This is a genomic window from Burkholderia sp. Tr-20390 (assembly GCF_017104595.1).
Taxonomy (GTDB): domain Bacteria; phylum Pseudomonadota; class Gammaproteobacteria; order Burkholderiales; family Burkholderiaceae; genus Burkholderia.
In genome coordinates this window covers 100,130-126,438 of the sequence record NZ_JAAGPC010000004.1, presented here as the reverse complement: position 1 = coordinate 126,438, position 26,309 = coordinate 100,130, and the positions used below count along the sequence as shown (strand labels likewise).

Annotated in this window: 26 protein-coding genes; 11 read left to right on the top strand and 15 right to left on the bottom strand. The window is 67.0% G+C overall.

The genetic code is table 11. From position 1 onward, the window contains the following. On the top strand, nucleotides 1–494 hold a 494-nt coding region (locus tag G3N98_RS03120; protein ID WP_206147189.1), incomplete at its 5' end, for an ABC transporter permease subunit. 172 nt (nucleotides 495–666) lie between these two features. Continuing rightward, complete coding sequence (locus G3N98_RS03115; protein WP_089432047.1) at nucleotides 667–1,101, top strand: GNAT family N-acetyltransferase; 435 nt, start codon at nucleotides 667–669, stop codon at nucleotides 1,099–1,101. Between the two features lie 28 nt (nucleotides 1,102–1,129). On the opposite strand, the gene G3N98_RS03110 is transcribed toward G3N98_RS03115, so the two are convergent. From G3N98_RS03110 to G3N98_RS03100, 3 genes are all read right to left on the bottom strand, one after another. Beyond that, the gene (locus G3N98_RS03110) at nucleotides 1,130–1,705 is read right to left on the bottom strand and encodes a hypothetical protein (RefSeq protein WP_175239248.1); all 576 of its coding nucleotides are present in this window, start codon (nucleotides 1,703–1,705) and stop codon (nucleotides 1,130–1,132) included. Between the two features lie 95 nt (nucleotides 1,706–1,800). Beyond that, nucleotides 1,801–3,084: a cystathionine gamma-synthase family protein gene (locus G3N98_RS03105; RefSeq protein ID WP_089474020.1), complete on the bottom strand. Its 1,284-nt coding sequence runs from the start codon at nucleotides 3,082–3,084 to the stop codon at nucleotides 1,801–1,803. Between the two features lie 146 nt (nucleotides 3,085–3,230). Then, on the bottom strand, nucleotides 3,231–4,121 hold the full coding sequence (locus G3N98_RS03100) for a LysR family transcriptional regulator (RefSeq protein WP_089474021.1): 891 nt from the start codon (nucleotides 4,119–4,121) through the stop codon (nucleotides 3,231–3,233). A gap of 145 nt (nucleotides 4,122–4,266) precedes the next feature. Between G3N98_RS03100 and tam the strand changes: the two genes are divergently transcribed. Further along, nucleotides 4,267–5,052 (top strand): trans-aconitate 2-methyltransferase, encoded by a 786-nt coding sequence (tam, locus tag G3N98_RS03095; protein WP_206147188.1) that lies wholly within the window; start codon nucleotides 4,267–4,269, stop codon nucleotides 5,050–5,052. Between the two features lie 40 nt (nucleotides 5,053–5,092). Here tam and G3N98_RS03090 read toward each other — a convergent pair whose 3' ends face one another. Further along, nucleotides 5,093–5,683, bottom strand: coding sequence for a GNAT family N-acetyltransferase (locus G3N98_RS03090; RefSeq protein ID WP_206147187.1), 591 nt, complete (start codon nucleotides 5,681–5,683; stop codon nucleotides 5,093–5,095). Nucleotides 5,684–6,432: 749 nt separating this feature from the next. Here G3N98_RS03090 and G3N98_RS03085 point away from each other — a divergent pair. Beyond that, a complete protein-coding gene (locus tag G3N98_RS03085) occupies nucleotides 6,433–7,596 on the top strand; it encodes a porin (RefSeq protein WP_206147186.1) in 1,164 nt (387 codons plus the stop codon). A gap of 149 nt (nucleotides 7,597–7,745) precedes the next feature. On the opposite strand, the gene G3N98_RS03080 is transcribed toward G3N98_RS03085, so the two are convergent. The 4 genes from G3N98_RS03080 to G3N98_RS03065 all read right to left on the bottom strand — a co-directional run bounded on the left by G3N98_RS03080 (nucleotide 7,746) and on the right by G3N98_RS03065 (nucleotide 12,196). Beyond that, nucleotides 7,746–10,196: a phospholipase C, phosphocholine-specific gene (locus G3N98_RS03080; RefSeq protein WP_206147185.1), complete on the bottom strand. Its 2,451-nt coding sequence runs from the start codon at nucleotides 10,194–10,196 to the stop codon at nucleotides 7,746–7,748. A 44-nt stretch (nucleotides 10,197–10,240) separates the two neighbouring features. After that, entirely contained in the window at nucleotides 10,241–10,378 is a 138-nt protein-coding gene (locus G3N98_RS39660) for a hypothetical protein (protein ID WP_241022396.1), read from the bottom strand. Nucleotides 10,379–10,547: 169 nt separating this feature from the next. Then, the gene (locus G3N98_RS03070) at nucleotides 10,548–11,228 is read right to left on the bottom strand and encodes an HAD family hydrolase (RefSeq protein WP_206147183.1); all 681 of its coding nucleotides are present in this window, start codon (nucleotides 11,226–11,228) and stop codon (nucleotides 10,548–10,550) included. Nucleotides 11,229–11,251: 23 nt separating this feature from the next. Further along, nucleotides 11,252–12,196: a choline ABC transporter substrate-binding protein gene (locus tag G3N98_RS03065; RefSeq protein ID WP_206147182.1), complete on the bottom strand. Its 945-nt coding sequence runs from the start codon at nucleotides 12,194–12,196 to the stop codon at nucleotides 11,252–11,254. A 268-nt stretch (nucleotides 12,197–12,464) separates the two neighbouring features. Between G3N98_RS03065 and G3N98_RS03060 the strand changes: the two genes are divergently transcribed. The 4 genes from G3N98_RS03060 to G3N98_RS03045 all read left to right on the top strand — a co-directional run bounded on the left by G3N98_RS03060 (nucleotide 12,465) and on the right by G3N98_RS03045 (nucleotide 15,017). Next, the gene (locus G3N98_RS03060; protein ID WP_206147181.1) at nucleotides 12,465–13,145 is read left to right on the top strand and encodes an MgtC/SapB family protein; all 681 of its coding nucleotides are present in this window, start codon (nucleotides 12,465–12,467) and stop codon (nucleotides 13,143–13,145) included. Between the two features lie 43 nt (nucleotides 13,146–13,188). After that, nucleotides 13,189–13,956 carry a DeoR/GlpR family DNA-binding transcription regulator gene (locus G3N98_RS03055; protein WP_089474029.1) on the top strand — a complete coding sequence of 256 codons (768 nt, stop codon included), beginning with the start codon at nucleotides 13,189–13,191 and terminating at the stop codon, nucleotides 13,954–13,956. A 140-nt stretch (nucleotides 13,957–14,096) separates the two neighbouring features. Then, on the top strand, nucleotides 14,097–14,588 hold the full coding sequence (locus G3N98_RS03050; RefSeq protein ID WP_206147180.1) for a molybdopterin-dependent oxidoreductase: 492 nt from the start codon (nucleotides 14,097–14,099) through the stop codon (nucleotides 14,586–14,588). Between the two features lie 105 nt (nucleotides 14,589–14,693). Then, on the top strand, nucleotides 14,694–15,017 hold the full coding sequence (locus tag G3N98_RS03045; RefSeq protein WP_034188511.1) for a LysR family transcriptional regulator: 324 nt from the start codon (nucleotides 14,694–14,696) through the stop codon (nucleotides 15,015–15,017). A 74-nt stretch (nucleotides 15,018–15,091) separates the two neighbouring features. Here G3N98_RS03045 and G3N98_RS03040 read toward each other — a convergent pair whose 3' ends face one another. The 4 genes from G3N98_RS03040 to motA all read right to left on the bottom strand — a co-directional run bounded on the left by G3N98_RS03040 (nucleotide 15,092) and on the right by motA (nucleotide 19,174). Next, entirely contained in the window at nucleotides 15,092–16,438 is a 1,347-nt protein-coding gene (locus G3N98_RS03040; RefSeq protein ID WP_206147179.1) for a DUF2325 domain-containing protein, read from the bottom strand. A 120-nt stretch (nucleotides 16,439–16,558) separates the two neighbouring features. Further along, nucleotides 16,559–17,104: a hypothetical protein gene (locus tag G3N98_RS03035; RefSeq protein WP_206147178.1), complete on the bottom strand. Its 546-nt coding sequence runs from the start codon at nucleotides 17,102–17,104 to the stop codon at nucleotides 16,559–16,561. A gap of 233 nt (nucleotides 17,105–17,337) precedes the next feature. Next, nucleotides 17,338–18,294 carry a flagellar motor protein MotB gene (motB, locus tag G3N98_RS03030; RefSeq protein ID WP_206147177.1) on the bottom strand — a complete coding sequence of 319 codons (957 nt, stop codon included), beginning with the start codon at nucleotides 18,292–18,294 and terminating at the stop codon, nucleotides 17,338–17,340. A 10-nt stretch (nucleotides 18,295–18,304) separates the two neighbouring features. Then, the gene (gene motA, locus G3N98_RS03025; RefSeq protein ID WP_089474033.1) at nucleotides 18,305–19,174 is read right to left on the bottom strand and encodes a flagellar motor stator protein MotA; all 870 of its coding nucleotides are present in this window, start codon (nucleotides 19,172–19,174) and stop codon (nucleotides 18,305–18,307) included. Nucleotides 19,175–19,590: 416 nt separating this feature from the next. Between motA and G3N98_RS03020 the strand changes: the two genes are divergently transcribed. After that, the gene (locus tag G3N98_RS03020; RefSeq protein ID WP_206147176.1) at nucleotides 19,591–20,517 is read left to right on the top strand and encodes a patatin-like phospholipase family protein; all 927 of its coding nucleotides are present in this window, start codon (nucleotides 19,591–19,593) and stop codon (nucleotides 20,515–20,517) included. A 141-nt stretch (nucleotides 20,518–20,658) separates the two neighbouring features. Here G3N98_RS03020 and G3N98_RS03015 read toward each other — a convergent pair whose 3' ends face one another. The 3 genes from G3N98_RS03015 to G3N98_RS03005 form a co-directional block, all read right to left on the bottom strand. After that, nucleotides 20,659–22,140, bottom strand: a complete 1,482-nt coding sequence (locus G3N98_RS03015) for an aldehyde dehydrogenase family protein (RefSeq protein WP_206147175.1) — start codon at nucleotides 22,138–22,140, stop codon at nucleotides 20,659–20,661. A 22-nt stretch (nucleotides 22,141–22,162) separates the two neighbouring features. Continuing rightward, nucleotides 22,163–23,113: an agmatinase gene (gene speB / locus G3N98_RS03010; protein WP_089428442.1), complete on the bottom strand. Its 951-nt coding sequence runs from the start codon at nucleotides 23,111–23,113 to the stop codon at nucleotides 22,163–22,165. A 166-nt stretch (nucleotides 23,114–23,279) separates the two neighbouring features. Continuing rightward, a complete protein-coding gene (locus tag G3N98_RS03005; protein WP_206147174.1) occupies nucleotides 23,280–24,164 on the bottom strand; it encodes a helix-turn-helix transcriptional regulator in 885 nt (294 codons plus the stop codon). A 198-nt stretch (nucleotides 24,165–24,362) separates the two neighbouring features. On the opposite strand from G3N98_RS03005, the gene G3N98_RS03000 reads away from it, so the two are divergent. Then, complete coding sequence (locus G3N98_RS03000) at nucleotides 24,363–24,707, top strand: cupin domain-containing protein (RefSeq protein ID WP_031402035.1); 345 nt, start codon at nucleotides 24,363–24,365, stop codon at nucleotides 24,705–24,707. Nucleotides 24,708–24,792: 85 nt separating this feature from the next. Beyond that, a complete protein-coding gene (locus G3N98_RS02995; RefSeq protein ID WP_206147173.1) occupies nucleotides 24,793–26,250 on the top strand; it encodes an FAD-dependent oxidoreductase in 1,458 nt (485 codons plus the stop codon). Nucleotides 26,251–26,309 lie beyond the last annotated feature (59 nt).

The window sequence follows — 26,309 nt, the reverse complement described above, 5'->3', positions numbered from 1 at the left end:
TCTCGCTGCTGTTGCTGTTCGTTGCGCTGGAGCAGATGTTCGGCTGGCCGAAGGGGCGCGGGATGGTGACGATCTGGATCGGTCACGTGATGCTGTGCGTGTCGTACGTGGCGATCATCGTGCAGTCGCGCGTGAAGGAGATGAACAAGTCGCTGGAAGAAGCGGCGCTCGATTTGGGCGCGACGCCGCTGAAGGTGTTCTTCGTGGTGACGCTGCCGCTGATCTCGCAGGCGCTGCTGTCGGGGTGGCTGCTGTCGTTCACGCTGTCGATCGACGATCTGGTGCTGTCGGCGTTCCTGTCTGGCCCAGGCTCGACGACGCTGCCGCTGGTGGTGTTCTCGCGCGTGCGGCTGGGGCTGAACCCGGAGATGAACGCGCTGGCGACGCTGTTCATCACGGCGGTGACGATCGGCGTGATCGTCGTGAACCGGATGATGATCGCGCGCGAGCGGCGCCGCATCGCCGACATGAAGGCGGCGTTCGCGGTGGCGTGAGGGCAGGGGTGGGGCAAGGGCATGAACGCGGCCGGCCACGTGATGCGTGACGACGGGTGACGAAGGCGGCGGGTGAGCCAGCACGGCATGCCCGCCGTCGCGCTATAGTCGTACGATTCCCGCGCGGGGCGTTGCATGCCCGGCGGTGTCTCTCTTCGACCGAACCTGCCCCATGACAACGCAACCCGACGTTTCCATCCGGCTCACCGACACCGAACAGCCGGCCGCACACGACTTCATCAGCCGCAAGCTCGGCGAATTCAATCACGCGATGACGGGCCGCGCCGACGCGGCCACGCTCGACGTGTACGTCACCGATCCCGCGACCGGCGAGATCATCGGCGGCCTCACGGGGCGCACGTCGCTCGGCCTCTTCTTCATCGATCTGTTCTACCTGCCCGAATCGCTGCGCGGCGGCGGCTTCGGCAGCCGGCTGCTGCGCGAGGCCGAGGCGGAAGCGAAACGACGCGGCTGCGCGCGTGCGGTGCTCTACACGATCTCGTTCCAGGCACCGGATTTCTACCGGAAGCAGGGCTACGAAGCGTTCGGCGAAGTGCCGTGCGAGCCGGAAGGGACGTCGCGCGTGTTCATGGTGAAGGTGCTTTGAGCCGGTTCAGTCGGCTCGCGCCGCGCGGTCAGATCTGCGTGGCGATCGCTTTCGGCACGTAGCTGTGGTGAGCGACCGGATCGACGAACCGGCCTCTGAAGGACCCTTCGCCGTTCTCGTCGGAGGTGAATGCCAGCGTGGCCGGATCGAGCATGCGGCGCCAGAATGCGTCGCGGCGCGCGATGTTGTTGATCGTCTGCGCCTTTCCGAGGATCGTGCCGGTGATCGTTGCATCTTTACTGCTGAGGCCGCCACTGAGAAAGAACGCACAGCTCGGTGGAAGGGGGAGCGTTCGACGGATCTCCGACCAGCACAGTGTGCCGATGCCCTGAAGGCACAGTTCCGGCGGCAGGATGAAGTCGCCGACGTGCATCTCGAACGACCGCAGATCCAGCGGAAACCATTTTCCGTCGAATGGGAATTTCCTGACCTGAGTGGTCGATCCGCCGGACGTTTCCGGGTAGTCGAGTTCGACGGTCACGCGTCCGGTGCAGTACCGGTAGGACGCCGTGTCCGGCTTGTCGATCGTCTGAACGATCGTCATGGTCGCGTTCGGCGCGTGTTGCAGATTGCTGATCAGGTATCGATGCCGCGTGGTGTTCATGGTGCGAATCCTCCGGTAAGCACGACTGCGCGGCTCGAACGCCGTCATCCCGACGCCGCCCCGTGCGAACCGCCACGGGGCGCATGCCACGCCGGTCAGCAATGCTCCAGCGCGTACGACAGGTCGGCGATCAGGTCGTCCGGATGTTCGAGCCCGACCGACACGCGAATCAACCCTTCCGACACCCCCGCCGCCGCACGCGCGTCGGCCGGCACGCCCGAATGCGTGGTCGACGCCGGATGGCAGATCAGCGACTCCGTGCCGCCGAGACTGACCGCCGACTTGAAGAGCGTCAGGTGGTTGATGAACCGGAACGCCTGCTCGCGGCCGCCGTCGAGGATGAACGCGAACGTGGAACCCGGCCCGCTGCACTGGCGCTGATAGACGGCCTGATACGCCGGATCGTCGATGAGTTCCGGGTGCAGCACGCGCACCGGCCGATGCGGATTGTCGGCGAGCCAGCGGGCGACGGCGCTGCCGCTGCGGGCGGCCTGCTGCATGCGCAGCACGAGCGTTTCCATCGAGCGCGTGATCATCCACGACGAATGCGGGTCGAGCTGCGAGCCGAGCGTGCTGCGGACCGAGCGAATCTTCGTGATCAGCGCGCGAGCGCCCGTGACGCCGCCGGCGACGAGGTCGCTATGCCCGCCGATGTACTTCGTCAGCGAGTACACGCTCAGGTCGATGCCCTGCCGCGACGGCTTCTGGTACAGCGGGCCGAGCAACGTGTTGTCGCAGACCGACAGCGGGCGATAGCCGTGGCGTGCCTCGAACGCGTCGATCTCGCCGCGCAGCCCTTCGAGGTCGAACAGCGCGTTGGTCGGGTTCGCGGGCGTTTCGATGTAGCACATCCGCACGTGGCCCTTTTGCGCGGCCGCTTCGAGCGCGGCGCGGATCGCGTGGGGGGACAGCCCGTCGGCGATCACTTCGGAGCGAATGCCCCACTCGGGCAGGAACTTCGAGATCAGCGTTTCGGTGCCGCCGTACAGCGGCACGGACTGGACGACGCAGTCGCCCGGCCGCAGGAAGGTCAGCAGGATCGCGGCGATGGCCGACATGCCGCTCGACGTCACGACGGCCGCTTCGGAATCGTCGAGCAGGGCGAGGCGATCCTCGACGATCTCCAGGTTCGGGTGATTGAAGCGGCTGTAGACGAGGCCCGCGCCTTCGCCTTCCGGTGAAGGCTTGCGCCCGGCCACGACGTCGAAGAATTCGGCGCCGTCCTCGGCCGTGCGGAACGCGAACGTGGACGTGAGGAACACGGGCGGCTTCACCGATCCTTCCGACAGGAACGGATCGTAGCCGTACGACATCATCTGGGTTTCGGGATGAAGTTCCCGGTCTGCAATCTTGCGCTTGTGGTAGTTGCGATAGGCCATGCAGTGCTCCGTGCAGGGGTGGTGAGGAACGGCCGTTGCAGCGGTGGCATGACGCGCGCGGCGCCGGGTAGGCACCGGCCATTGCGACCGCGTGTGGCGATACTACCCCGAAGGCGCTGCTTCGTGACGCACCCCTGACACAGTCGTCAGGGTGTCGCCTGTTCGACGATCATGTCGTACAACGCACGCGCGGCCGGCGACAGTTGCGCGCGCTTGCGCGTGACGAGCACGAGCGTGCGCGATATCGCCGGCTCGACGAGCTCGATCGTGCGGATCATCGGATACGCGTTCTTCTGGATCGCGAGCTTTGGCACCACGGCCGCGCCGAGCCCTTCCGCGACGAGGCCGAGCGCCGTCGAGCTGCGCTGCACTTCGTAGAACGAATGCAGCGACACGCCGCTCGTTTTCAGCGCGCCGTCGAGCAGCCCGCGATTGCCGCTCACTTCACCGGCGAAGATCAGCGGATGCGGCTGCAGCGCGGCCCAGCGAATGCGCCGCCGCTTCGCGAGCGGATGATCGTCGCGGCACACCAGCACATAGGGGTCGCTCGTCAGCGGCACGTTGACCAGCTCGGGATGCTGGTCGCCGGCGATGCCGATGCCGAACTCGGCCTCGCGATGCAGCACGGCCTGCAGCACCGACGCCGACGCATGATCGAGGATCTTCACGCGATCGTGCGGCCGGTGCGCGGAGAACGCGCGCAGGATGCGCGGCAGGTATTGCACGCCGACCGTTGGCACGCATGCGATCGTGACGTCGCCGCGCTGGCTCAGGCCGGTTTCGCGGATTTCGGTGAGTGCATCGGACAGTTCGTTCAGCAACCGGCGCGCTTGCGGCAGGAAACGCCGGCCGATTTCGGTGAGCGTGGTGCGGCGCGTGGTGCGCTCGACGAGCGCGACGCCGAGGAAGGTTTCGAGCTTGCGCAGCCGCTGCGTGATGGCTGTCTGCGTGACGTGCAGCGTGTCGGCCGCCTGCCGGAAGCTGCCGCCGTCCGCGATGGCGACGAAGGCCTGGACACCGAGCGTATCGATTTTCATTAGAGATTTGAATCAATCACGATATTAAATTCATTTTACTGAACTCGGTGACGATCGCAGAATGCGGTGCATCGACGGCCACCGGCATCCCGTTCGCATCGAATGCCACGCCGACCACGCCGACCACGCCGACCAGGAGAACGACATGACGACCCCACTCGATCGATACGCGGCCCAGTACGTGCAATTCGAGGACGAACGCACCCGGCCGATCCGCGACCTGCTGGCCGCCGTGCCGAACACGCCGATCCATACCGCGATCGACATCGGCTGCGGGCCAGGCAATTCGACCGAGGCGCTGATCGCGCGTGCGCCGGACGCAACCGTCCACGGGATCGATGCATCGGCGGACATGATCGACGCCGCGCGCACGCGCCTGCCGGACCTGCGTTTCGATGTCGTGGATATTTCCACCTGGGACGATCCGGGCGGCTATGACCTGATTCTCGCGAATGCGGTGCTGCAATGGGTGCCCGCGCACGACACGCTGTTTCCGGCACTCGTCGGCCGGCTCGCATCGGGCGGCCATCTTGCGGTGCAGGTGCCCGACAACCTCGACGAACCCGCGCACCGGCTGATGCGCGAGGTCGCCGCGGCCGGGCCGTGGGCGGACAAGCTGAAGGGTGCGGCACGTACCGAGCGGTTCGATGCGCGTGACTACCATGCGCTGCTGTCGCCGCTGTGCTCGCGGGTGGACGTGTGGCGCACGACTTACTACCACCCGTTGCGCGGCGGTGCCGACGCGGTTGTGGAGTGGTTCAAGGGCAGCGCGCTGCGGCCGTTCCTCGCGGCGCTCGACGACGGCGAGCGCGCGGCGTTTCTCGTGCAGTATCGCGATGCGCTCGCCGGCCCGGATGGCTATCCGGCGCTCGCCGACGGCACCGTGCTGCTGCCGTTCCCGCGCCTGTTCATCGTCGCGACGCGGACGTAACGCGACACTGATTCGGCCATGACGCACGGGCGGCCGTGCGTCAGCGCACCGGCCGCACCGATTCCGGGTCGACCGTGCGGATTCGCGTGGTCTGTCCGTCGCGCAGGTCCTTGTACCAGAACAGCGCCACTTCGCCGTCGTTCTCGTCATCCGCGTACAGGAGGCGATCGTGTCCGCCCAGCACGAAGCCCGAGCGGGCATACGTGCTGCACGCGGCGACGTTGTTCGACTGCGTTTCCAGCCGCATGAAGCCGAACCCGTGGCCGCGCGCCCACGATTCGGCGGTCGCCAGCAGCAACTGCCCGATGCCTTGCCGCCGGTACTGGCGGTCGACGGCCAGCTCCGCGATCTCCGCCATCCCGTTCCAGCTCTGGCCGATGGCCACGAACCCGGCGAGCCGGCCGCCGGCCGTCGCGCGAAAGAGCGCCGTCTTGCCGGACGCCTCGTCGGCCCAGCCGGCCGGATCGAAGCCGTAATTCTTGCGCCGCGTCGGCAGCGCGCGAAGATCGAGCAAGTCCTGATACGGCGCGTTCAATTCCCAGGCGATGTCGAACGAGAAGTCGCATCGGTCCAGCTCGTCGGCGGGCAGCCCGCTCGTCTGTTCGATGCTGATGTGCTCGGCTCGGTCCATGTGTCGGTGTCCTGTCTTCTGCGGGATGCGTGGTGGTGTCCGTGATGCGATTGTCGGCGCCATGATATGCGCCGCATGGAGTGTGTTCTGGCTTCGCTTTCATGCACCTGCACAATTCGCCGCGCGCGAGACCGGTACAGACCGGCTGCGTCCGAGGCGACGGAATGCGGTCGAGCGCCGAACCTGACGGACGCGCAAACGTGTGCGAGGTTCGCGCGCTCGCCGAGGCGCTCGTTCACTCGCCCGATTATGCTGGATTTCGGTGGTGGCCCTGTACTCGCATCGCTGCGATGACGGCCGTCGCGTGTCGTGTCTTCGATCCGCATGGCCGTCGATCGCATGTGGATGAAAGACGACAGGAACCCGAATAACTGTTTACGGTTGCGTGACAACTCGATATATTTCGCGAAATATATCGAAGGTCGTGGCGTCGTCAGGCGCCACGTCGTCCACCCGCTCCACGAAAGCCGGAAGAGATTCTGACCTGCATCGCCGGAGCAACGCGTCGTCGCGGCATGCGCAACCGGTGCGCACGCTTGTCGACGCTGCAACACGAGCGGCCGCCCCACGGCATGCCGCTTCCGCAAGCCCACACTGGCATCGAAACGAAACATCGTGCACGCGCATGAGGTAGTGCTGCGTGCGGCGATCCGGTGGCTTGCGCTCGTTCATCAGCCGGTTCTTCGTCAACACGCCGCGCGTCACGCTGCGACGCAGGTGCGCGCGTCAACAACAAACAGGAAGTGAGCATGAAAAAGACCATCGTGGCCGCGGCCGCACTCGGGATGTTCGGCACCGCCGCGCACGCGCAAAGCAGCGTCACGCTCTACGGGTTGATCGATGCGGGTATCACGTATTCGAACAAGGTCGCGACGACGGGCGGGCACGACAAGCTCGTCAAGTACGGTGACGGCGTCGCGTCGGGCAGCCGCTGGGGCATCCGCGGCACCGAGGATCTCGGCGGCGGGTTGAAGGCGCTGTTCGTGCTGGAGAACGGCTTCAGCAGCGGCGACGGCTCGATCAGCCAGGGCGGCGCGATCTTCGGCCGGCAGGCATTCGTCGGCCTGTCGAAGAACGGCATCGGCTCGCTGACGTTCGGCCGCCAGTACTCGTTCTCGACCGACTACATCGGCGCGAACTATTCGATGGGCAGCCAGACGCCCGCCGGCAACTACGCGTATCACATCAACGATCTCGACCAGCTGACGTCGAGCCGCATCAACAACGCGGTGAGGTTCCAGAGCGCGAACTTCGCGGGCCTCACGTTCGGTGCGATGTACGGCTTCTCGAACTCGACGCAGTTCGCGGGCACGCCGACCACGACCGGCGCGAACGGTTCACAGGGTTCGTCGAGCGCGTACAGCTTCGGCGCGAACTACGCGCAAGGGCCGTTCGGCATCGGCGCCGCGTACACGAACATCCGTTTCCCGAACGGCGCGCAACCCGCGTTCGGCGTGAGCATCGCGAACATCAACACGCAAGGGTTGCGCGATCTCGAGACGGTCGGCGTCGGCGCGCGCTATGCGATCGCGGCGGCCCTCGTGTGGGCGAACTGGACGCACACGAAGTTCGTGCCGCTGTCGGGCGAGACGTCGAAGCTGAACAACTACGAAATCGGCGGCCGCTATGCGTTCACGCCGGCCCTGAGCGGCGGTCTCGGCTATACGTTCTCGAAGCTCGACGGCCGCTTCGACGGCAAGTGGCACCAGGTCAACGCCGCGCTCGACTATGCGCTGTCGAAGCGCACGGACGTGTACGTGAGCGCGGCCTACCAGAAGGCGTCGGGCAGCAACACGATCAACGGCCGCGTGGTGCCGGTGCAGGCCGAGATCGGCTCGTCGGGGTCGTTCATCGGCAACGCAGGCGCGAACACGCAGTTCGTCACGCGAATCGGCCTGCGTCACAAGTTCTGATATCCGTACGGCCGTTCGGCGCGTTCCACGAGGATCGGCTCGTCTAGCGCGTGCCGCATGGCCGGAAAAGCATTCGGGCGCGACGGGGTACGTCGCGCCCGAATGCGTGTCGGCCCGATGCGGGCGGCCGACACCGGCTGGCCGTACCGTCAGAGGTTGATCGTGACGGGGCCCGCGAGCGGCGTGTAGCCGTCGTCGAACAGGAACCACGCATCGTACTGCCCCGACGCCAACGTGCTGTTCGCCGTGGACGAGAACAGCAGCGAGCCGCAGTTCTTCGGCAGGTACGCCCACGACTTGTAGCTGCCCTTGGTCGGCTGCGCGCCATGCGCGAAGATGCCCACCCAGTTCTTCGGGCTGTGGCTCCACGGCGGCGCGACGTAGTCGAACCGCAACGTGCCGAACGACGAGCCCTGTGACGCGAGTGCCGCGACGAACTTCTTGCTGGTATTGCCGATCGCCGAATCCGTGAGCAGCGTGCCGGATTGCGTCTGCACGCAGCCGGCCACCCGGCGCAGGAAGTTCGGATCGTTCGCGTCGCGGATGCTGGCGTCATACCAGCCGCCGTCGCCGTACCACGTGACGGCCTGCGTCGCGCCGGCGGCGACGGTGTACGACTGCCGCGTGTTCATCCCGTAGGCGTTGTCGGTGAGCTGGAACGTCGTCGCGCTGGTCCCTGCCGAATTGTCGAGCGTGATCTGCACGTTGCCGTTCGCCACGTCATAGCACAGGCTGATTTCGGCGGTCGATCCCGTGTTGCCGGACGAACCGATGCTGCCGCGGAACGTCTGCAGGAAGCCGTTCGGGCCGTAGACCGAATAGTCGTAGCCGCCGCCGCTGTTCAGCGCGAGCGAATCCGACAGGGTCGTGCACTGGCTCGCGCCGGCCGCGATCGTGTAGTGACGGGGGATCGTGCTCGTGCCGTCGACCCATGCCTGCAGGTGCACGCCCGCGGTGCCGGTGTTGGTCATCGTCAGCGCGAGCGCGCGGCCGGCGCGGTTGACCTTGCCTTGCACGAAGAACTCGTAGGGCAGGCGGCAGGCGGTGCTGCGACCGGTGGCCTGCGCCGGCACCGCGGTGGTGGTCGGGTAGGGGATCGGGACGGCCGGGCCGTTCGGGTTCATGTTGCTCGCGGGCGGCTGGATCGCGGGCACCGCCTGATCGGCGCTCGAGAAATCGAAGGCCGACGTCAGGTCGCCGCACACCGTGCGTCGCCACGGCGTGATGTTGGTCTCCTGCAGCCCGAAGCGCGCTTCCAGAAAGCGGATCACCGAGGTGTGATCGAACACCTGCGAGTTGACCTTGCCGCCCTTCGACCACGGCGAGATCACGAACATCGGCACGCGCGGGCCGAGCCCGATCGGCACGTCGCCGCTGGCCGAGCCGTCCGATGCGGCGCCGCTGCTCGCGACGAATTCGGCGGCCGTCGACACCGTCGACTGCCCGGTGCCGGCCGCGGCGCTGGCCGGGACGGCCGGCGGCATGTGATCGAACAGCCCGTCGTTCTCGTCGTACATGACGAGCAGCACCGTGCTGGCCCACACCGCCGGATTCGACGTCAGCGCATTGAGGACGTTGCTCACGTACCATTCGCCGCCGCTCGCGGCCCACGACGGATGTTCGCAGTACGCGTAGGGGGCGGCGATCCACGACACCTGCGGCAGCGTGCCGCTGGCGACGTCGGCCCGCAGCTGGCTGAAGAGGTTCGTGTCGTATTCCTTGCCGCCGCCTGACGGGTCGATCTGCGTGCCGTTGAGCGCCGGCGCGAGCGGATCGCCGGCGCCGAGGTTCTGGTACTGCTTGAAGTTCAGGATGACGTTGTCACCGTAATTGCCGTTCCACCAGAGATCGCTTTTCGAGCCGTTGTATTCACCGTAGCCATGACCGGCATCCAGGCCGTTGCCCTTGTCCTGGTAGAACTTCCACGTCACGCCCGCCGTGTTCAGGCGCTCCGGCATCGTGGTCCAGCCGGTGCCCGTCATCGTGTTGGTCGTGTACGGCGAATAGCCGGTGACGTTGCCGCAGCACCCGGTCCACAGATACAGGCGGTTCGGGTCCGTCGGGCCGAGCATCGAGCAGTGGTACGCGTCGCACACCGTGAACGCGCTCGCCAGCGCGTAGTAGAACGGAATGTCGTTCTGCGTGAAGTAGTACATCGTGCCGCTGGTCTTTGCACCGGCCCAGTTGTCGTAGCGGCCGTTGTTCCAGGCGCTGTGCGTGCCGCTCCAGCTGTGGTCGAGGTCGCCGTAGTAGGTGTCGCCGTTCGCCGTGCCGAAGGGCGGGGACGGGTTGAACGGGAACACGTAGGACAGCATCCAGGGCTGTCGCCACACCGGATATCCACTCGAAATCACGACCGGCCGCGGATCGCCGAAGCCGCGCGCACCGCCCAGCGTGCCGAGGTAGTGGTCGAACGAGCGGTTTTCCTGCATCAGGATCACGACGTGCTTCACGTCCTGGATCGTGCCGGTCACGGTGGCCGCCGGAATCGCCTGCGCGCGCGCGATGCTTTCGGGCAGCATGCCCGTGATCGCGGTGGCGCCGGCGAGCTTCAGCGCATCGGCAATGAATTGACGTCGTGTTGTGGGTTTGTTTTGCATGATCGCTCTCTGTCTTGGATGGCTGGCCCGGGGGCCGGCGTCGGTCAGTGGCACGCGCTCGCGCAGTGCAGGACGGGCGTGGACGCCGAGCCCGGTGCGGCTGCGCGCGCGGCCGCCATGCTGGCTGGCGTGCCCGAGTCGCCGTCACCGCAAGCGGCCAGCGTGCACAGGAGTGCGATCATGAAAACGCCGCGCCAGTGCGGAAAGCGGCTTTCCGACCGATGCGACTTGACGACAGGCTTTCGATCCGATTCGAGTCGGATTCCTGAATGATCGAGACTGTTGCTGCGTGCTCCGTATTTCATTACCCCTCCAGACATGAAAAATGGACAGCAGAGGATATCGCCCGAATCAGAACAACTTCATGACAGGCCACCCGCGCGTGCCTGCCACGTGCAACAGCTTCGAGTCGGGATTGGTGGCGACCGGATGCGTGACGTAATCCAGCAGCGGCACGTCGTTGATCGAGTCGCTATAGAAGTAGGTGCGCTCGAAATCAGACGGCGCGTAGCCAAGGGATGCCAGCCACGCGGTGGTGCGCACGATCTTGCCTTCGCGGAAGCTCGGCACGCCCGTGCTGCGCCCGGTGAACGCACCGCCCGGCGTGCCGTCATCGGTATCGAGCTCGATGCCGAGCAGGTGCTCTATGCCGAATTCCGCCGCGATCGGCCGCGTGACGAAGACGTTGGTCGCCGTCACGATGCAGCAGAGGTCGCCGCTCTCGCGATGGCGGTCGACCAGCTCGCGCGCCTGCGGCGTGATCGCCGGGCGGATCACTTCGTCCATGAACCGCGCATGCCAGCGTTCGAGCACCTTGCGCGGATAGCGGGTGAGCGGTGCGAGCGTCACGGCGAGATACGCGTCCATGTCGAGCGTGCCCGCCGCATAGTGAGCGTAGTGCTCGTCGATCAGCGCCACGTGCGCGTCGTCTTCCCGCCAGCCGACCCGCGTGATGAAGCGGCTCCAGGCCTGGTCGCTGTCGAGCGGCAGCAGCGTGTGGTCGAGGTCGAACAGCGCGAGATTCTTGTGCATGGAGGATTCCTTGTGTTGCGTGGTCATGTGCCGATGCGCTTCTCGATCGCGTCCTTCGCGCTCTTGCCGTCGATGGTCGTGACGCCGTCGAGCCACTTCGACAGCACGCCGGGGTTCTTCTTCACCCATTCCTTCGCCACGGCGACCGGATCGGCGTGATTCATGATCGGCACCATCAACTGGTTCTCCTCGTCGGTCGTGAACTTCAGGTTGGTCAGCAGCCGGCCGACGTTCGGGCAGCGTTCGAGGTAGCCGGGCGTGACGAGCGTATAGACCTTCGCGGAGCCGTAGTTCGGGCCGAACACGGTATCGCCGCCGTCGAGATAGGTGATCTTGTAGTTGATGTTCATCGGATGCGGCTCCCACGCGAGGAACACGATCATCCTGTGCTCCTGCACCGCGCGCGTGACCTGCACGAGCATCCCGGCCTCGCTCGATTCGACCAGCTTGAAGCCGCCGAGTCCGAACTCGTTCTTGTCGATCATCCGCTGGACCAGCGCGTTGCCGTTGTTGCCAGCGCCGATCCCGTAGATCTTGCCGTCGAGCTGGTCGCGGAATTTGGCAATGTCGGCAAAGCTCTTGAGGCCCTTGTCCGACGCGTATTGCGGCACGGCCAGCGTGTAGCGCGCGCCGATCAGATTCGGCTGAGGCAACTGGTGGACGGCACCGGCATCGACGAACGGCTTCACCGTGGGCGTCATGCTCGGATCCCAGTAGCCGAGGAACGCGTCGATCTGCGCCTTCTTCACGCCGGCCAGCACGATCGGCGGCGACGCGATCGTCTTGGTCGCCTCGTAGCCGAGCCCGTCGAGCAGCATCATCGCGACGCCGGTGGTAGCGGCGATATCGCTCCAGCCGACATCGCCGAGCGTCACCTTCCTGCAGACGTCGCCTTCCGACGCGGGAGCGGGGGCCGTCGCCAGCGCCGCCAGCAGTGTGGCGGCCAGCATCCATGCCTTCTTCATCATGTGGGTCTCCTAAGCAAGTGTTCCGGATCGTGTTGCCTGAATGGTCTGACGATTGATCGTGCCGATCGGATGAAACAAGCGAACCTGGGTCTGGCTTTGTAGTTTTGCGTACCGTATATTAGAAAGCACAAAATCGCAAGAACGCACAAAAATACAACTCGCCGGTTGCCGAGGTTGGCCACGGGCGAGCGAGGGCAGGAAGAGTCGGGCGGCGGCCCAGGCGGGCCGCGTTTCATCAGGTAGACCAGGCAAAGCAAGGAGACTTCGCATGATCAGTCAGCTGGAAATCGTGTCCCGCCTGTTGCTGGCGGCATTGCTCGGCAGCATCGTCGGCATCGAGCGCGAGCGCCTGTCGTGGGCCGCCGGATTGCGCACGCACATGCTGGTGGCGGTGGGCGCCGCGCTCGTGATGGTCGTGTCGGCGTTCGGTTTCGCGGATATCCAGGACGCGAAGAACGTGTCGCTGGACCCGTCGCGCGTCGCCGCGCAGGTGGTGTCGGGCATCGGCTTCCTCGGCGCCGGGTCGATCATGCTGCGCGGCGAGATCATCCGCGGCCTGACGACCGCGGCGAGCCTGTGGGTCGTGGCGGCGGTCGGGCTGGCCGTGGGCGGCGGCATGTATGTCGCCGCGATCGCCGCGACGGCGATCGTGCTCGCGATCCTGGCCGGCCTGAAGCCGATCGAGAAGCGCTTCTTCGCCGCGCGGCAGCGCTGGGGCGTGCGCATCCTCGCGCGCCGCGGCGCGGTGAAGCTGACGTCGCTGCAGGCGATGCCCGGTATCGACCAGGCGCGCATCGTCCAGTTCATCATCGAGCAGGACGACGCCGAGCCGGACGACGACCGCATCCACGTGGTGTTTTCAAAGATGACGAGCCGCGAGTGCCAGGCGGTCCGTCAATCCCTGCAGAACCTCGTCGGCATCAAAAAGATGGAGGAGAGCGCAGCGTAGTCCGCCGTTCGAATAACATTGGCGTTCATTCCGAGGACATTCCATGTGGCAAGAAGAGCGATACCAGAGGATCCGGCTTCTGTTATCGAAGATGCAGCGCGTGTCGACCGACCGGATCATGGCCGACCTGAACGTGTCGCGGGAAACCGTGCGGCGCGATCTCGTCGATCTCGAGGCGCTCGGTGAACTGAAGCGCGTACACGGCGGCGCGGTGCAGGTGGGCGACGAAGCGCCGATCGCAGAACGCGCGCAGACGCACGTGAAGGCGAAGCTGGCGATCGCCCGCGCGGCGGCCAGGCTGGTCGCGGGCTCGCAGACGCTGTTCATCGATGCGGGCACGACCACGACGCTGCTGGCCGAGGAACTGGCGAAGCTGTCGGGCCTCACGATCGTCACGAACTCGATCGACGTCGCGCTGAAGATGCGGTCGAGCGACCCGGCGCAGGCGAGGAACGAAACGATCCTGCTCGGCGGGATGATCGGCAGCCGCGCGGCCGCGACCGTCGGCGACGGCACGGTCGCCGAGATCTTCCGCTACCGCGCCGATCTCGCGCTGCTGTCGCCGGTGGGCGTCGATGCCGTGCGCGGCGCGACCAACTACGACCGGATGGAAACCGAAGTGGCGCGCGCGATGGTCAGCAACGCGGCGGACGTCGCGATCCTGGCCGATTTCAGCAAGCTCGGCACGAACAGCCGGATCAGCTTCTGCGAGCCGGCGCGGATCGGCACACTGGTGACGGATGCGAAGGCGGAATCGGTCGACAGCTACAAGGGCCTCAAGAAGGTCATCAAGCACGTCGTGCTGGCGTAGCGCCACGCAGTGCGGGCACGATCGGCCGCCGTTATGCCGCCCATGCGGCGCGCCTTCTGTCGGCCGGCTTTTTAGCGGCGTAATATATCCGCCGATACAACGCAGGCCTGTCCACCGACGGGCCGTCATGGAGGCGGGCAATGGAGATGGCAGGGACGGCGGCGCCTTCGGCGCATCAGGCGGAGGCAGGCTCGATCGCGCTGACGGGCGCATTCGCGCGGCCGATGACGGTGACGCTCGACGACCTGCGCCAGCACGCGAGCGCGACGGCCGAGCCGTTCGACTTGCGCTGCTTCACGACGAACCGCTTCATCCGCTCGGTCGCGCCGTATCGCGGCGCGCGGCTGAAGGATCTGCTCGACGCGGCCGGGCTGCGCAACGACGCGCCGGGCGACTTCAAGCGCATGGTGTTCATCGCGCATGCGCACGACGGCTACGCGGTCACGTTCTCTTGGCACGAACTGTTCAACACGCCCGTCGGCGAACACGTGATCGTCGCGTTCGAATGCGGCGACGCGCCGCTGTCGATCGACGACGGCGCGCCGCTGCTGTTCTCGGGCGCCGACCGCCTGCCCGCACCGCGTCACGTGAAGCGGCTGGCCGGCATCGTCGCGCGCGTGCTCGAGGTCTGAACCGGCGCCTGCCGCACCGGCCATCGTGTATGCTTGCCCGCATCGTTCAAAGGGCGGGACAACATGAAGACACCGGCACACCCCAAGCCTGAGGTGCGGTTCAGGATGCGTATCCAGCAAGCCGACACGATCGCGCTCGGGCCGGGCAAGGTCGCGCTGCTCGAAGCCGTGCGCGAGCACGGGTCGATTTCGGCGGCGGCGCGCAGCCTGAAGATGTCGTACCGGCGTGCGTGGTTGCTGATGGACGAACTGAACCGCTCGCTGAAATCGCCGGCCACGGTGTCCGAACATGGCGGGCAGAGCGGCGGCGGCAGCGTGCTCACGCCGGTCGGCGAGGAGATCATCCGCCTCTATCGCGGGATCGAGGCGCGCGCTTACGCGGCTTGCGCCGACGACATCGCCGCGCTCACGAAAATGGTCCGGCGCTGAAGGTGCGCGGACGCTGACAACGGGCTTTCACGGGCAGCCTGAAGGGCCTCCCATGCGGCGAAGCGAATCAGAGCCTAGCCGTGCCGCAGGCAAAAGCGCGACGCGTCGCCCGTGGCGGCATCCGGTGCCATCACGTCGCGCGCCTGCGCATCGAGCCGCCCGATCAGCTCGACGAAACTGGCGACGCTCGCCGTGCGCAGCGGGTAGTACGCGATGTGGTGGCGTTCGCAGATGCGCTTGAGCAGGTTCATCGAATCGTGGTCGATACAGTCGACCGGGAACACGACCATCCGCGCGCCCGGTAGCGCCGCCGCCAGCAGGCCCTTGCGATCCTCGATGCCGCCGTCGTGCAGCGTCACCTCGCCGCCCGCCGCTTCGACGATCCGCTTGATCGCGCGATTCGAGCCGGGACGCCCGCCGACGTACACCAGACGCGTACCCAGAAGGATCGACAGCGGATCGGCCGCGCGCTCGGCCGGATCGTCCGCGGACGCCTGCACCGCCTGTTCGATCGCGCTCGCTTCGGCGCGCAGCGTCTTCACCATCGCCATCAGTTCGTCGAGCCGCGCACGCATCGCGCGGGCGCTCGCCTGTTCCGCGGCGATCCGCTGCTCGGCTGCCTCGCGGCGGCTCGTGTGCAGCGCGAGCCGTTCGTCGCGCGCGGCCAGTGCTTCGCGCAGTTCGTGGACTTCGTCGCGCAGGACGCTCTCCGCCGCCAGCGGCTGCGCGTTCTGGCGCGCGGCGAGGGCATCGCGTTCCTGCAGCGCCGCGTCGCGCTGCGCGCTCATTTCGTGCAGGCGCACCTGCTGCCGTTCGATCTTCGCGTGCAGCGCCGCATTCTCTTCCTCCAGCGCGACCAGCCGCCGGATATCGGCACGATTGGCCGCGCCGACCAGGTGCGACAGCATGTGCAGGTCGCCGAACGCGGCCTGGCGCACGCCCATCGTCGTGCGCGGATGCGTCATCAGCGCCCAGTATGCGGGTGGAATGTCGCCGCTCTTCAGCGCTTCCTTCCAGCGCGCGAGGAGTTCGTCCGCATCCTTCACGCTGTCGAACGCGCGGATCGCGCCGGCGTAGCGCTCGTCGAGCGCCTTGTGCAGCGCCTTCGCGCCGGCCGTGCCGTCGATGGCGAGTTCGACGGCCGCGTGATGGATCTCGAGGTCGGTCGCGCGCTGGCGATCGAGGTCGGTGAACTTCGGTACGAGCCTGCGCAGTTCGTGCGTGGTCAGGCAGGTGCCGATGATCGAGCAGTGCAGGTTCGCATCGAGTTCGGACAGGCGCGCGCGGCGCTTCAGCTCGGTCAATTGCGCGCGCGACGGCGCGCAGCATGCGTCGATCCGCGTGCCGGTTGCCGCGGGCAGGGTACCGCCGGGCGTCGAAAGATCCGCCGTGCGGGCAAGGCGAAAGGGCGGAGCGTGCATGTTGACCTCTGTCCGGCCTGGTCGGGCCGGGGACGGATGCGCGAAAGATTTGCGAAATATACCATGGAATATAACGCTGGAAATTCCGGGGAAATCACGGAGCAAGGCCGCGCGGCGCGGTCAGCAGAGCGCGGTCGAATCGTCGGTGAGCGGCAGTGCGGCGGGGGCTGGGGCTTCGGGCGAAACGGGGAGCGATGCCGGCGCGTGACGTGCCATCACGTACTCGACGCACAGCCCGACGAACAGCACGTCGACACGCTCCAGCGCGGCGACCGCGTCGCGCATCGCGGCCGGGTCGTTGCTGAACGAGTCGGAAAACACGTCGTCGCGCGTGCGTTCGAGGCGGCGCGCGTGGCCGATCACCCGTTCGAGTTCGGGCAGGCGCGTGAAGCGGGCGGCGCGGGCGGCGTGTTCGAGCGTCGACAGCAGTTCCCGAAAGCCCATCGCGGACAGCGCATCGTCCGGCCAGCCTTCAGCGTGCGCCGCCGAGAACATCCGGATGAAGCGCACGACGCTGCCGCGCAGGCGCCGGAACGCGTCGACGACATCCGTGACCTGCTGGGCGCGCGCGTCGCTCGACAGCGGCCTGAGCGCGTGGATCTTGCGCGCGAGCGGCTGTTCCCGTGCGGCGCGCTGCGGGGCGCGATCCGTCGGCGTGCGGGGCATGGCGAGTCTCCGGAGGTGCTGGTGTCGATATATTCTACGGAATATATCGAGTGCGCAGAAAAAGACGGCACCGTGGAGGAGACACGGTGCCGTCAACGGCCGGAGCGGCCGACTGGTCAGTCGATATCGCTCACGGCCGTTCCGGACGCGGCCGTGACGCGGAGGGACCTGCCGCCGGGCAGGAGGATCGGCGAGTGACAGGCCCCCCATCCGGCCCAAAGCAGCGAACGTGCCTAATGCTGCCGAGTAACCGCCGCCGGCAGCACGACAGCTCGCGCACCCGCCGTCTGGTCCACGGTCGCCCGGCCACCGTCGCGAAAGAACGCCTGCTCGGCGGCATTGTTCATCACGAGGATGCTGATGCGGCGATTGATCGGCTCGTCCGCCACATTCTTGTCGAGCGGCAGGGCATCCGCGAGCCCGCGCACCTGGAGCAGCTTGTCTTCCCGCAACCCGCCCGCGACCAGCGCGCGCCGCGCCGCGTTCGCGCGATCGCTGGACAGCTCCCAGTTCGAATAGCCCGTGGAGCCGTCGGGATACGGCGTCGAGTCGGTATGCCCCGCGATCGACACGCGGTTGTCGACATCGTCGAGTGCCGACCCGATCTGGGTGAGGATCGCGGTGGCATAGTTTTCGGGTTGCGCGCTACCCGACGCGAACATCGGGCGCTTCAGCGAATCGACGATCTCGATGCGCAAGCCCTCGTTGGTGATCGCGATCCGGATCTGGTCCTGGTACGCGCGCAACGACGGGCTTTGTGCAATCGCCGCGGTCAGCTTCGCCTTCAGGCGTTCGAGCTTTTGCGTATCGACGATGCTGGCGAGTGCGGCGGGCGAGCTGGCCGGCACCGGTTGCGCTTTCGCGTTGATCGCCGGCGTCGGGTCGGACATGTCGCGGCCGCCCCCTTGGACCACGCTCGGACGCGGCGCCTGCGCATTCTGCCCGCCGGACAGCAGCGTCGACAGCGGTGTGTTGAAGTAGTCCTCGATGCCCTGCTTGTCGTACTTGGAGACCGAGCCGAGCAGCCACATCAGCAGGAAGAACGCCATCATCGCCGTGACGAAATCGGCGTACGCGATTTTCCAGGCGCCGCCGTGATGGGCGTCGTGGTCCTCGCCTTTCTTGCGGCGCACGACGACGAGCGATGCCGCGACGGACGGTTTCGACGGGTTGGAGCGACTGTCGGCCATGGCGCCTCCGTTACGCGGCCTTGGGCGACTTCGTCGCGCGGACGGCCTCGTCGAGCTCCTTGAAGCTCGGGCGATCGGCGGTGAACAGCACCTTGCGGCCGAATTCCACCGCCACCGGCGGCGCGTAGCCGCTCATCGACGCGAGCAGCACGGCCTTCACGCACTGGAACGGCTTGGCCGCGGCGCGGCCCTTCGCGTTGAGCAGATCCGCGAGCGGGCCGACGAAGCCATACGCGAGCAGGATGCCGAGGAAGGTGCCGACGAGCGCGCCGGCGATCATCTTGCCGAGCACGGCGGGCGGCGCGCCGACCGAGCCCATCGTGTGCACGACCCCCATCACCGCGGCGACGATGCCGAACGCCGGCAGGCCGTCCGCCATCTTCTGGATCGCATTGGCCGCGACCGACGCCTCCGCATGGTGCGTATGCAGTTCCTCGTCCATCAGGTCCTGCATCTCCAGCACGTTCACGTTGCCGCTCGACATCATCCGCAGGTAGTCGACGATGAAGTCGAGCAGGTGATGGTCTTCGAGCACGTGCGAGTACTTCTGGAACAGCGGGCTTTGCTCGGGCGCATCGACGTCGGCCTCGAGCGCCATCATGCCGTCCCGGCGCGCCTTCTGCAGCAGCTCGTACAGCAGCGCGATCAGTTCGACGTATTGCTGCTTCGTATAGCCGCCGCCCTTGAAACAGGTCGGCAGGGTCTTGAGCGTCTTCTTCAGCGTCGTGACCGGATTGCTGACGACGAACGCACCCAGCGCGGCGCCGAAAATGCATAGCAGCTCGAACGGTTGGAGAAGGGCCGGCACATGGCCACCCACACCGACAAAACTGCCGATCACCGACCCGATCACGACGATCCACCCGATGGCTACAAACATGATTACCTCGTCCGCGACTTGCGCTGGTGCATCCGTTGTTCAATAGCGAGCGGGGCGCCCGGCTGTCCCGCTCCATGCCCGCGATGGCGCCGGTTCGTTGCAAGACGACGTCGATCGGCGGGTGTTGATGCAATAACGGCGATCGTCTGGACAACTGAACCCGTGATTGCACGGATCCCGCGTGGCGCATGAGCTGCACACGTTTGCGCGTGCCGATGTGCGCAACTTTATTGATCGAAGTCAAAAAATGCGCGGCCGTCGCGTGAACGACCGGGCGGATGTGAGCGGGAAACGGGGCGGGAGTGACGCAGCCCTCTCCGAAAAAGGATGGCGCGGGATGCCGCGGAGCGTGGCGCGCATCGCCGGTTGAACGGCAGGGTTTTCATCAGGACAACCGAGGCGCCGCACGATCCATCATGGCGAAAGCGCTATCGCAGCCAACCGCAGGAGGGCGCACCGTGACGTCCGCTTCCATTCCCTCGACCGCCTTCGTGTTCGCCGGCGGCGGCAGCCTGGGTGCGATCGAGGTCGGCATGCTTCGCGAACTGGTCGCGAGCGGCGAACGGCCCGATTGCGTGATCGGCGCGTCGGCGGGCGCGATCAATGCCGCCTATTTCGCCGGCCGGCCGGACGCGGACGGCGTCGCGATGCTTGAAGCGCTGTGGTGCAGGATCCGCCGCCAGGACGTGATGCCGTTCTCGATGCGCAGCCTCATCGCGATGCTGCTGCGCAACCGGCCGCATCTGGTCGAGGCCGACGCGCTGCGCCTGTTGCTGGAAAACAACCTGCCGTATCGCCGGATCGAGCAGGCCGCATTGCCGCTCCACATCGTCGCGACCGACGTGCTGAGCGGCCGCGAAGTCGTGCTGTCGGCCGGCCCGGTCGTGGATGCGGTGCTGGCCAGCGCGGCGATTCCCGGCGTGTTTCCGTCGGTCAGCATCGACGGCATGGAACTCGTCGACGGCGGCGTCGCGAACAATACGCCGATCTCGGTCGCGATCGCGCTCGGCGCCAAGCGGATCGTCGTGCTGCCGGCCGGGTTCGCCTGCGCGTTGCGCGTCCCGCCACGCAGCCCGATCGCGCATGCGACGCACGCGCTGACGCTCGTGATCGCGCGGCAACTGGTGCGCGATCTGGAGCTATACGGCGCGCGCGCGCACATTCATGTCGTGCCGCCGCTCTGTCCGCTCGAGGTGTCGTCCTATGACTACTCGCAGTGTGCGCAACTGATCGACAAGGCCGCGGCACGCACCCGCGCGTGGATCGAGGAGGGCGGGCTCGCGGCGTGTGCGATTCCAGGCCAGTTGCGCGAACACGATCATGCTGCGGTGCTTTCGCATTGATCGTTGCTCATGCACCGTGCAGCCGCAGGGCCGTCGAACGCCGGTTGCCGGGCTGCCCGGGCCTCGTTCCATAAATCGGTAAAAAAGACGGCACCGTGCCGCGAGACACGGTGCCGCCAACGGCCTCGAAGGCCCCACTGATCAGTCGATCGCGCGCATCGCGTGGCGCAGTTCCTGATAGCTGCGCAGCCCCGCCACGCCGAGTTCGCGCCCGATTCCGCTGAGCCCGAAGCCGCCCCAGCACACGTGCGGGTAGATGAGCTGCGGCGCGTTGATCCACACGAGCCCCGCGCGCACGCGCTGCTGGAATTGCTTCGCGATAGCCGCATCGCGCGTCACGACGGTCGCGACGAGCCCGTAGCGCGTGTCGTTCGCGAGCGCGATCGCTTCGTCGTCGGTGCGGAACGATTTCACGCACGCGACGGGGCCGAACACTTCGTCGGTCCACAGCGGGTTGTCGGCGGCCGGCTCGGCGATCACGACGGGCGCCATGAAGAAGCCGTCGCCGCCGGCATCCGCCACGCGGCCGCTGAAGGCGACGCGTGCGCCCGCCTCGATGCCGTGCTGGAGCATCGCTTCGACGCGCGTACGCTGCGCGGCCGAGATCAGCGGCCCCATCGCGACGTGTTCCGCGGCCGGCGGCGCGACGACGAGCGCGCGCACGGCCGTCTCGAACGCGGCCATGAAGCTTCGGTACACGCTGTCGTGCACGAGGATGCGCGCGGTGGCCGAGCACATCTGGCCCGCGTTCGTGAAGGCGCCCGCGACCGCGAGCGACACGGCGACGTCGAGGTCGGCGTCGTCGCGCACGATCAGCGACGACTTGCCGCCGAGTTCGAGCGTCACGCGCTTCATGTCGACGGCGGCGGCCTGCATGACCTTGCGGCCGGCCGCCGTGCTGCCGGTAAACGAGATCTTGTCGATCAGCGGATGCGCGGTCAGCGCCGCGCCGACGTCGGCGCCGCCGTTCACGACGTTGACGACGCCGGCCGGCACGCCGGCTTCGGCGACGATGTCGAGCAGCGCGTGCTCGGTGGGCGACGTGAGTTCGGACGGCTTCAGCACGACCGCGCAACCGGCGGCGAGCGCGGGCGCGAGCTTCCACGCGGTCGTGACCATCGGGAAGTTCCACGGCATGACGAGCGCCGCGACGCCGACAGAATCGTGGAAGCGCTCGGCGGTGACGGCGTCGCTCGGCAGTGCGACCGGTTCGGCCGTGAACAGCGCCGGGTCTTCGCACAGCTTCGCGTAGTACGCGAACGTCGCGGCGACGTCGCCGACATCGGCGTCGGCCTCGAACGGCGGCTTGCCGCTCACCTGCATCTGCAGCGCGGCAAGACGATCGCGCGACGCCTCGACGCGCTCGGCGATCGTCGCGAGAATCCGGCCGCGTTCCGCCGGCGGCGTATCGCGCCAGCCGGCGAACGCGTCGCGCGCGGCGCGCACCGCGGCATCGACGTGCGCAGTCGTCGCGAACTCCTGCCAGCCGATCGCGGCACCCGTCGATGCGTCGAAGATCGGCGCGCCGGGCGCGTCGGCAGGCGTGCGCACGGGCTGGCCGGCGATGTGCGCGGCGGGCAGCACGAACGTGGCGGTGGAACGGGAAAGCTCGGCGGTGGACATGAAGGTCATCCTGTCGGTCGGGTTAGCGGTAGGCGACGCCCGGCATCACGCAGAGCATCTCGAACGCGAGGTTCGCGCCGGTGAGCGCGGTGGTGCCGGTCGGATCGTACGGCGGCGCGACTTCGACGAGGTCCGCGCCGACGATGTTCAGGCCCTTCATCCCGCGCACGATTTCGAGGCCCTGCTGCACGGTGAGGCCGCCGATTTCCGGCGTGCCGGTGCCGGGCGCGAACGACGGATCGAGGCCGTCGATGTCGAAGCTCAGGTAGACCGGCGTGTCGCCGACGCGTTCGCGCACCTGCGCCATCAGCGGCGCGAGCGACTGGTTCCAGCATTCCTCGGCCTGCACGACGGTGAAGCCCTGCTGGCGGCACCAGTCGAAATCGTCCGCGTGGTAGCCGGTGCCGCGCAGGCCGATCTGCGTGACCTTGTCGCATTGCAGCAGCCCGTCTTCCACCGCGCGGCGGAACGGCGTGCCGTGCGCGATCTTCTCGCCGAACATCGTGTCGTTCACGTCCGCGTGCGCGTCGACGTGCACGACGGCGACCTTGCCGTACTTTTTATGCAGCGCGCGCAGGATCGGCCACGCGATCGTGTGGTCGCCGCCGAGCGTGATCGGCCGGCAGCCGTTCGCGACGATCTCGTCGTACGCCTCCTCGATGCGGCGCACCGAGTCCTTCAGGTCGTACGGGTTGGTCGCGACGTCGCCGATGTCGGCCACCTGCAGCGAATCGAACGGCGCCGCGCGCGTGGCCATGTTGTACGGGCGCAGCAGCACGGATTCGGTGCGGATCTGGCGCGGGCCGAAGCGCGAGCCCGAGCGGTTCGACGTGCCGAGGTCGAGCGGCACACCGACAAAGCACACGTCGAGGCCGTCGGTCGTCGCGGCTTGCGGCAGCCGCATCATCGTGGCGATGCCGCCAAAGCGCGGCATCTCGTTGCCGCCCATCGGTTGATTCAGTTCGCGGGGCATGGGCCGTCTCCTTTTTTGTGAGGTCAAGCGATCGGCCGATGGTAGAGGAGAACACGCGCGCGAAGATTTTGAAGTCGCAACGTTTACATCGACGGGCTTCGATGCAAGTGGCGCCACCGCATCGACGCGGCGCAACCGAACGCGGCCGCCAGTGCGGCCGGGTGTGTCAGCGCGAAATGGCGGTCGGCGCGGCGCCGTCGTGCGATCCGGTAGACGGGAACGCGGTGGAGGCTGAACCCCACGCGGCAAGCTCGCGTTTGGTGCGCACGCCGAGCTTCACGAATGCGCGCTTCACGTACGACTCGGCCGACGCGACCCGCACGCCGAGGATCTCGGCCGTCTCCGGCACGGTCTTGCCTGAGAGCAGGTGCTTGCAGGTTTCGTATTCGCGCTTCGACAGCTTCACGCCGTCGGCCGCGATCCGCGCATCGAATTGCGCGAGCGGGTGGACGTCGGGTGTCGGGTGCGCGACGCGCCGCACGGCCGTGGTCGACGCATGCAGTTCGAGCAGCGGGAACAGCATGTCGCTGATGCTGCGAAAGCGGTTCATCTCGGCGAGCGTGAACGGCGGCCGGTCGCGGCCGCGCTCCAGCGCGATCGAATGCTGCGAATAGCGCGTGCCGCGCGCGAGCACGCATTCGTGCCCGATACGCACGTCGTCGAACAGCCGCTGGCGGAATTCACCGGGCGGGATCGCCGCGATGTCGCGCACCACCAGCATCGTGCCCGTCTTGCCGCGCAGCCCCGCGAACAGCGGGTCGCTGTCGAGAAAGCGCTCGTAGTAGAGCGTCATCACGTCGGAGATTTCGGTGGATTCGGTATCGATGCCGCTGCTGCCGATCCATTCGCATCGATAGCCGGTGGGCATCGAGCCGTCGACGCGCGAGCGCTCGACGTGCGCGACGTCGAGCGGCACGACTTCATTGAGCAGTTGCGTAAGGCGCGGCACGAAGTGCGGCGTGCCGACCGTCTCGATCAGCTCGCCCAGCGCCTTGAACGACACGTTGAAACGGTCGTTGTCGCGGTGGAAGGGGTTCACGTTGAGCAGCATGCGGTTCCCCGGGTCAGAAGCCGGCGGATTGTAGCGTTCGCAACCGAAAACGTCATTAAGGGGAAACACCGTCGGTTGTCCTGCCGACCCGTTTGCCCCGGAAAACACCGCTTGTCCCCCCCGGAGGGGGGCATACCGGGGCAGTGTAAATGAGTAACTTTGTCCCTGCTTTTTTCAATCAAGAGACGAAAGATTCACATGACCAAACTGATCAAGGACATCCTGCCGCTCGGCGCAGGCATCGGCGAATTCACGAAGCTCGACTTCGGCATGGACGAAAGCGACTGGCGCGCGGCGGAAGGCAAGAGCGGCAACTACATCATCGGCTGGTGGGAAGGCAAGGTCGGCTCGGTGGAGTTTCCGGAAACCGCGGCCGACGAAGCTGTGTGGCTCGTCGAGGGCCGGATCGCGCTGACCGACGTCGAAGGCAACCGCAAGGAATTCGCGCCGGGCCAGGGCTACCTGCTGCCGGCCGGCTTCGCGGGCCGCTGGGAGACGATCGAGGACGCGAAGAAGTTCTACGTGCTGCTCGAGAAGTCGTGATGTCCGAAGCCGCCGCCGAGGTGTCGTCGTCCGTGTGACGCGCGCCCGGCGGCGGTTTCGCTGTTCGCGTGTGATGGCTGGGATCATGGAAATGGAAGTCAAGACAAGAGAGACTGCACCGGAGCAGGCGCACGCGATGCGTGGCGCACCGGTCGCACTGGGCGTCGAGGCGGCGCTCGCGAATACGAAGCTGTTCCCGTACTGGCTCGACAACCCGGCCGCGCCGGCCACCGAGCCGGAACTCGTCGGCGACGCGACGGCCGACCTGCTGATCGTCGGCGGCGGCTTCACGGGGCTGTGGGCGGCCGTGCAGGCGAAGGAGCAGATGCCGCACCTGAACGTGGTGCTGATCGAGGCCGGCAAGGTGGCGCACGGCGCGTCGGGCCGAGCGGGCGGGATCATCTCGACGTCGGTGATGCACGGGCTGCCGAACGCGGTGCGCGTGTTCCCGAACGACATCGCGCAGCTCGAGGCATTCGGCCATCACAACCTCGACGGTTTCGAGGACACGCTGAAGCGCTACGACATCGACGCCGATATCGAGTGGAACGGCGAGATGACGGTGGCGGTCGATCCCGAGCACATCGCGCACCTGAAGGGCGACTACGACCTGCATCGCGAATACGGCCACAACGTCGTGCTGCTGAACCGCGAGGAAACGCTCGAACAACTGAATTCGCCGCTGTTCGCGGGCGCATTGTGGTCGCGCAACCGCAGCGGCATCGTGCACCCGGCGAAGCTCGCGTGGGGGCTGAAGCGCGCGGCGCTGACGCTCGGCGTGAAGCTCTACGAGCACACGCCGCTCGTGACCGTGACCGACGAAGGCAGCACGGTGTTCGTGACGACGCCGAAGGGCAGCGTGCGCGCACCGCGCGTGGTGTTCGGCAGCGGCACCGCGAAGGTCGGGATTCCCGACATCAACCGCCGCGTGATGCAGGTGCGCGACCACGTGCTCGCGACCGAGCCGCTCACCGACGAGCAGCTCGCGCGCATCGGCTGGAAGAATCGCCAGGGCGTGTACGACACGCGCACGCAGCTCAACTATTTCCGGCTGACGAAGCACAACAACATCATCTTCGGCGGGCTGGTGAGCTATCACTTCGACGGCGACCCGGAACCGCACCAGGACGGCCAGCGCGAAACCTACTACCGGCTCGCGGAAGCGTTCTACCGCACGTTCCCGCAGCTGTGCGACGTGCGCTTCTCGCACGCGTGGGGCGGCCCGATCGACTACTGCTCGCGCGGCTCGGTATTCGCGAAGCGCTACCTCGGCGACAAGGCCGTGTTCGTCGCCGGCTATACGGGCTTCGGCGTCGCGGCGAGCCGGTTCGGCGCGTTCATGGGGCTGAACATCCTGTTCGACCGCGACAGCCCCGAGCGCAAGCTCGACATCGCGAACCAGAGCCCGAGCTATATCCCGCCCGAGCCGATGCGCTGGGTCGCCGCGAAGATCACGTTCCATGCGTTCGACGGCGCGGATGCGGAGGGCGGCTGGAAGCGCGCATGGATCAGCGGCATCAAGGCGATGGGCTTCCCGATGTAAGCGATGACGCGGTGGCGCGGCACCATGCCGGGCCGCCGCCGTCGCGACACAAAAAAGAC

What these genes read in the sequence shown, in the direction of transcription:
- G3N98_RS03100 (WP_089474021.1), bottom strand. Translation starts at nt 4,121, where the DNA reads ATGAAAATCGATACGCTCGGTGTCCAGGCCTTCGTCGCCATCGCGGAC.
- G3N98_RS02995 (WP_206147173.1), top strand. Translation starts at nt 24,793, where the DNA reads ATGGAAATGGAAGTCAAGACAAGAGAGACTGCACCGGAGCAGGCGCAC.
- G3N98_RS03045 (WP_034188511.1), top strand. Translation starts at nt 14,694, where the DNA reads ATGCGTATCCAGCAAGCCGACACGATCGCGCTCGGGCCGGGCAAGGTC.
- G3N98_RS03110 (WP_175239248.1), bottom strand. Translation starts at nt 1,705, where the DNA reads ATGAACACCACGCGGCATCGATACCTGATCAGCAATCTGCAACACGCG.
- G3N98_RS03070 (WP_206147183.1), bottom strand. Translation starts at nt 11,228, where the DNA reads ATGCACAAGAATCTCGCGCTGTTCGACCTCGACCACACGCTGCTGCCG.
- G3N98_RS03015 (WP_206147175.1), bottom strand. Translation starts at nt 22,140, where the DNA reads ATGTCCACCGCCGAGCTTTCCCGTTCCACCGCCACGTTCGTGCTGCCC.
- G3N98_RS03115 (WP_089432047.1), top strand. Translation starts at nt 667, where the DNA reads ATGACAACGCAACCCGACGTTTCCATCCGGCTCACCGACACCGAACAG.
- G3N98_RS03060 (WP_206147181.1), top strand. Translation starts at nt 12,465, where the DNA reads ATGATCAGTCAGCTGGAAATCGTGTCCCGCCTGTTGCTGGCGGCATTG.
- G3N98_RS03055 (WP_089474029.1), top strand. Translation starts at nt 13,189, where the DNA reads ATGTGGCAAGAAGAGCGATACCAGAGGATCCGGCTTCTGTTATCGAAG.
- G3N98_RS03035 (WP_206147178.1), bottom strand. Translation starts at nt 17,104, where the DNA reads ATGCCCCGCACGCCGACGGATCGCGCCCCGCAGCGCGCCGCACGGGAA.
- G3N98_RS03005 (WP_206147174.1), bottom strand. Translation starts at nt 24,164, where the DNA reads ATGCTGCTCAACGTGAACCCCTTCCACCGCGACAACGACCGTTTCAAC.
- G3N98_RS03080 (WP_206147185.1), bottom strand. Translation starts at nt 10,196, where the DNA reads ATGCAAAACAAACCCACAACACGACGTCAATTCATTGCCGATGCGCTG.
- G3N98_RS03040 (WP_206147179.1), bottom strand. Translation starts at nt 16,438, where the DNA reads ATGCACGCTCCGCCCTTTCGCCTTGCCCGCACGGCGGATCTTTCGACG.
- motA (WP_089474033.1), bottom strand. Translation starts at nt 19,174, where the DNA reads ATGTTTGTAGCCATCGGGTGGATCGTCGTGATCGGGTCGGTGATCGGC.
- G3N98_RS03020 (WP_206147176.1), top strand. Translation starts at nt 19,591, where the DNA reads ATGGCGAAAGCGCTATCGCAGCCAACCGCAGGAGGGCGCACCGTGACG.
- tam (WP_206147188.1), top strand. Translation starts at nt 4,267, where the DNA reads ATGACGACCCCACTCGATCGATACGCGGCCCAGTACGTGCAATTCGAG.
- G3N98_RS03050 (WP_206147180.1), top strand. Translation starts at nt 14,097, where the DNA reads ATGGAGATGGCAGGGACGGCGGCGCCTTCGGCGCATCAGGCGGAGGCA.
- G3N98_RS39660 (WP_241022396.1), bottom strand. Translation starts at nt 10,378, where the DNA reads ATGATCGCACTCCTGTGCACGCTGGCCGCTTGCGGTGACGGCGACTCG.
- motB (WP_206147177.1), bottom strand. Translation starts at nt 18,294, where the DNA reads ATGGCCGACAGTCGCTCCAACCCGTCGAAACCGTCCGTCGCGGCATCG.
- G3N98_RS03000 (WP_031402035.1), top strand. Translation starts at nt 24,363, where the DNA reads ATGACCAAACTGATCAAGGACATCCTGCCGCTCGGCGCAGGCATCGGC.
- G3N98_RS03105 (WP_089474020.1), bottom strand. Translation starts at nt 3,084, where the DNA reads ATGGCCTATCGCAACTACCACAAGCGCAAGATTGCAGACCGGGAACTT.
- G3N98_RS03090 (WP_206147187.1), bottom strand. Translation starts at nt 5,683, where the DNA reads ATGGACCGAGCCGAGCACATCAGCATCGAACAGACGAGCGGGCTGCCC.
- G3N98_RS03085 (WP_206147186.1), top strand. Translation starts at nt 6,433, where the DNA reads ATGAAAAAGACCATCGTGGCCGCGGCCGCACTCGGGATGTTCGGCACC.
- speB (WP_089428442.1), bottom strand. Translation starts at nt 23,113, where the DNA reads ATGCCCCGCGAACTGAATCAACCGATGGGCGGCAACGAGATGCCGCGC.
- G3N98_RS03065 (WP_206147182.1), bottom strand. Translation starts at nt 12,196, where the DNA reads ATGATGAAGAAGGCATGGATGCTGGCCGCCACACTGCTGGCGGCGCTG.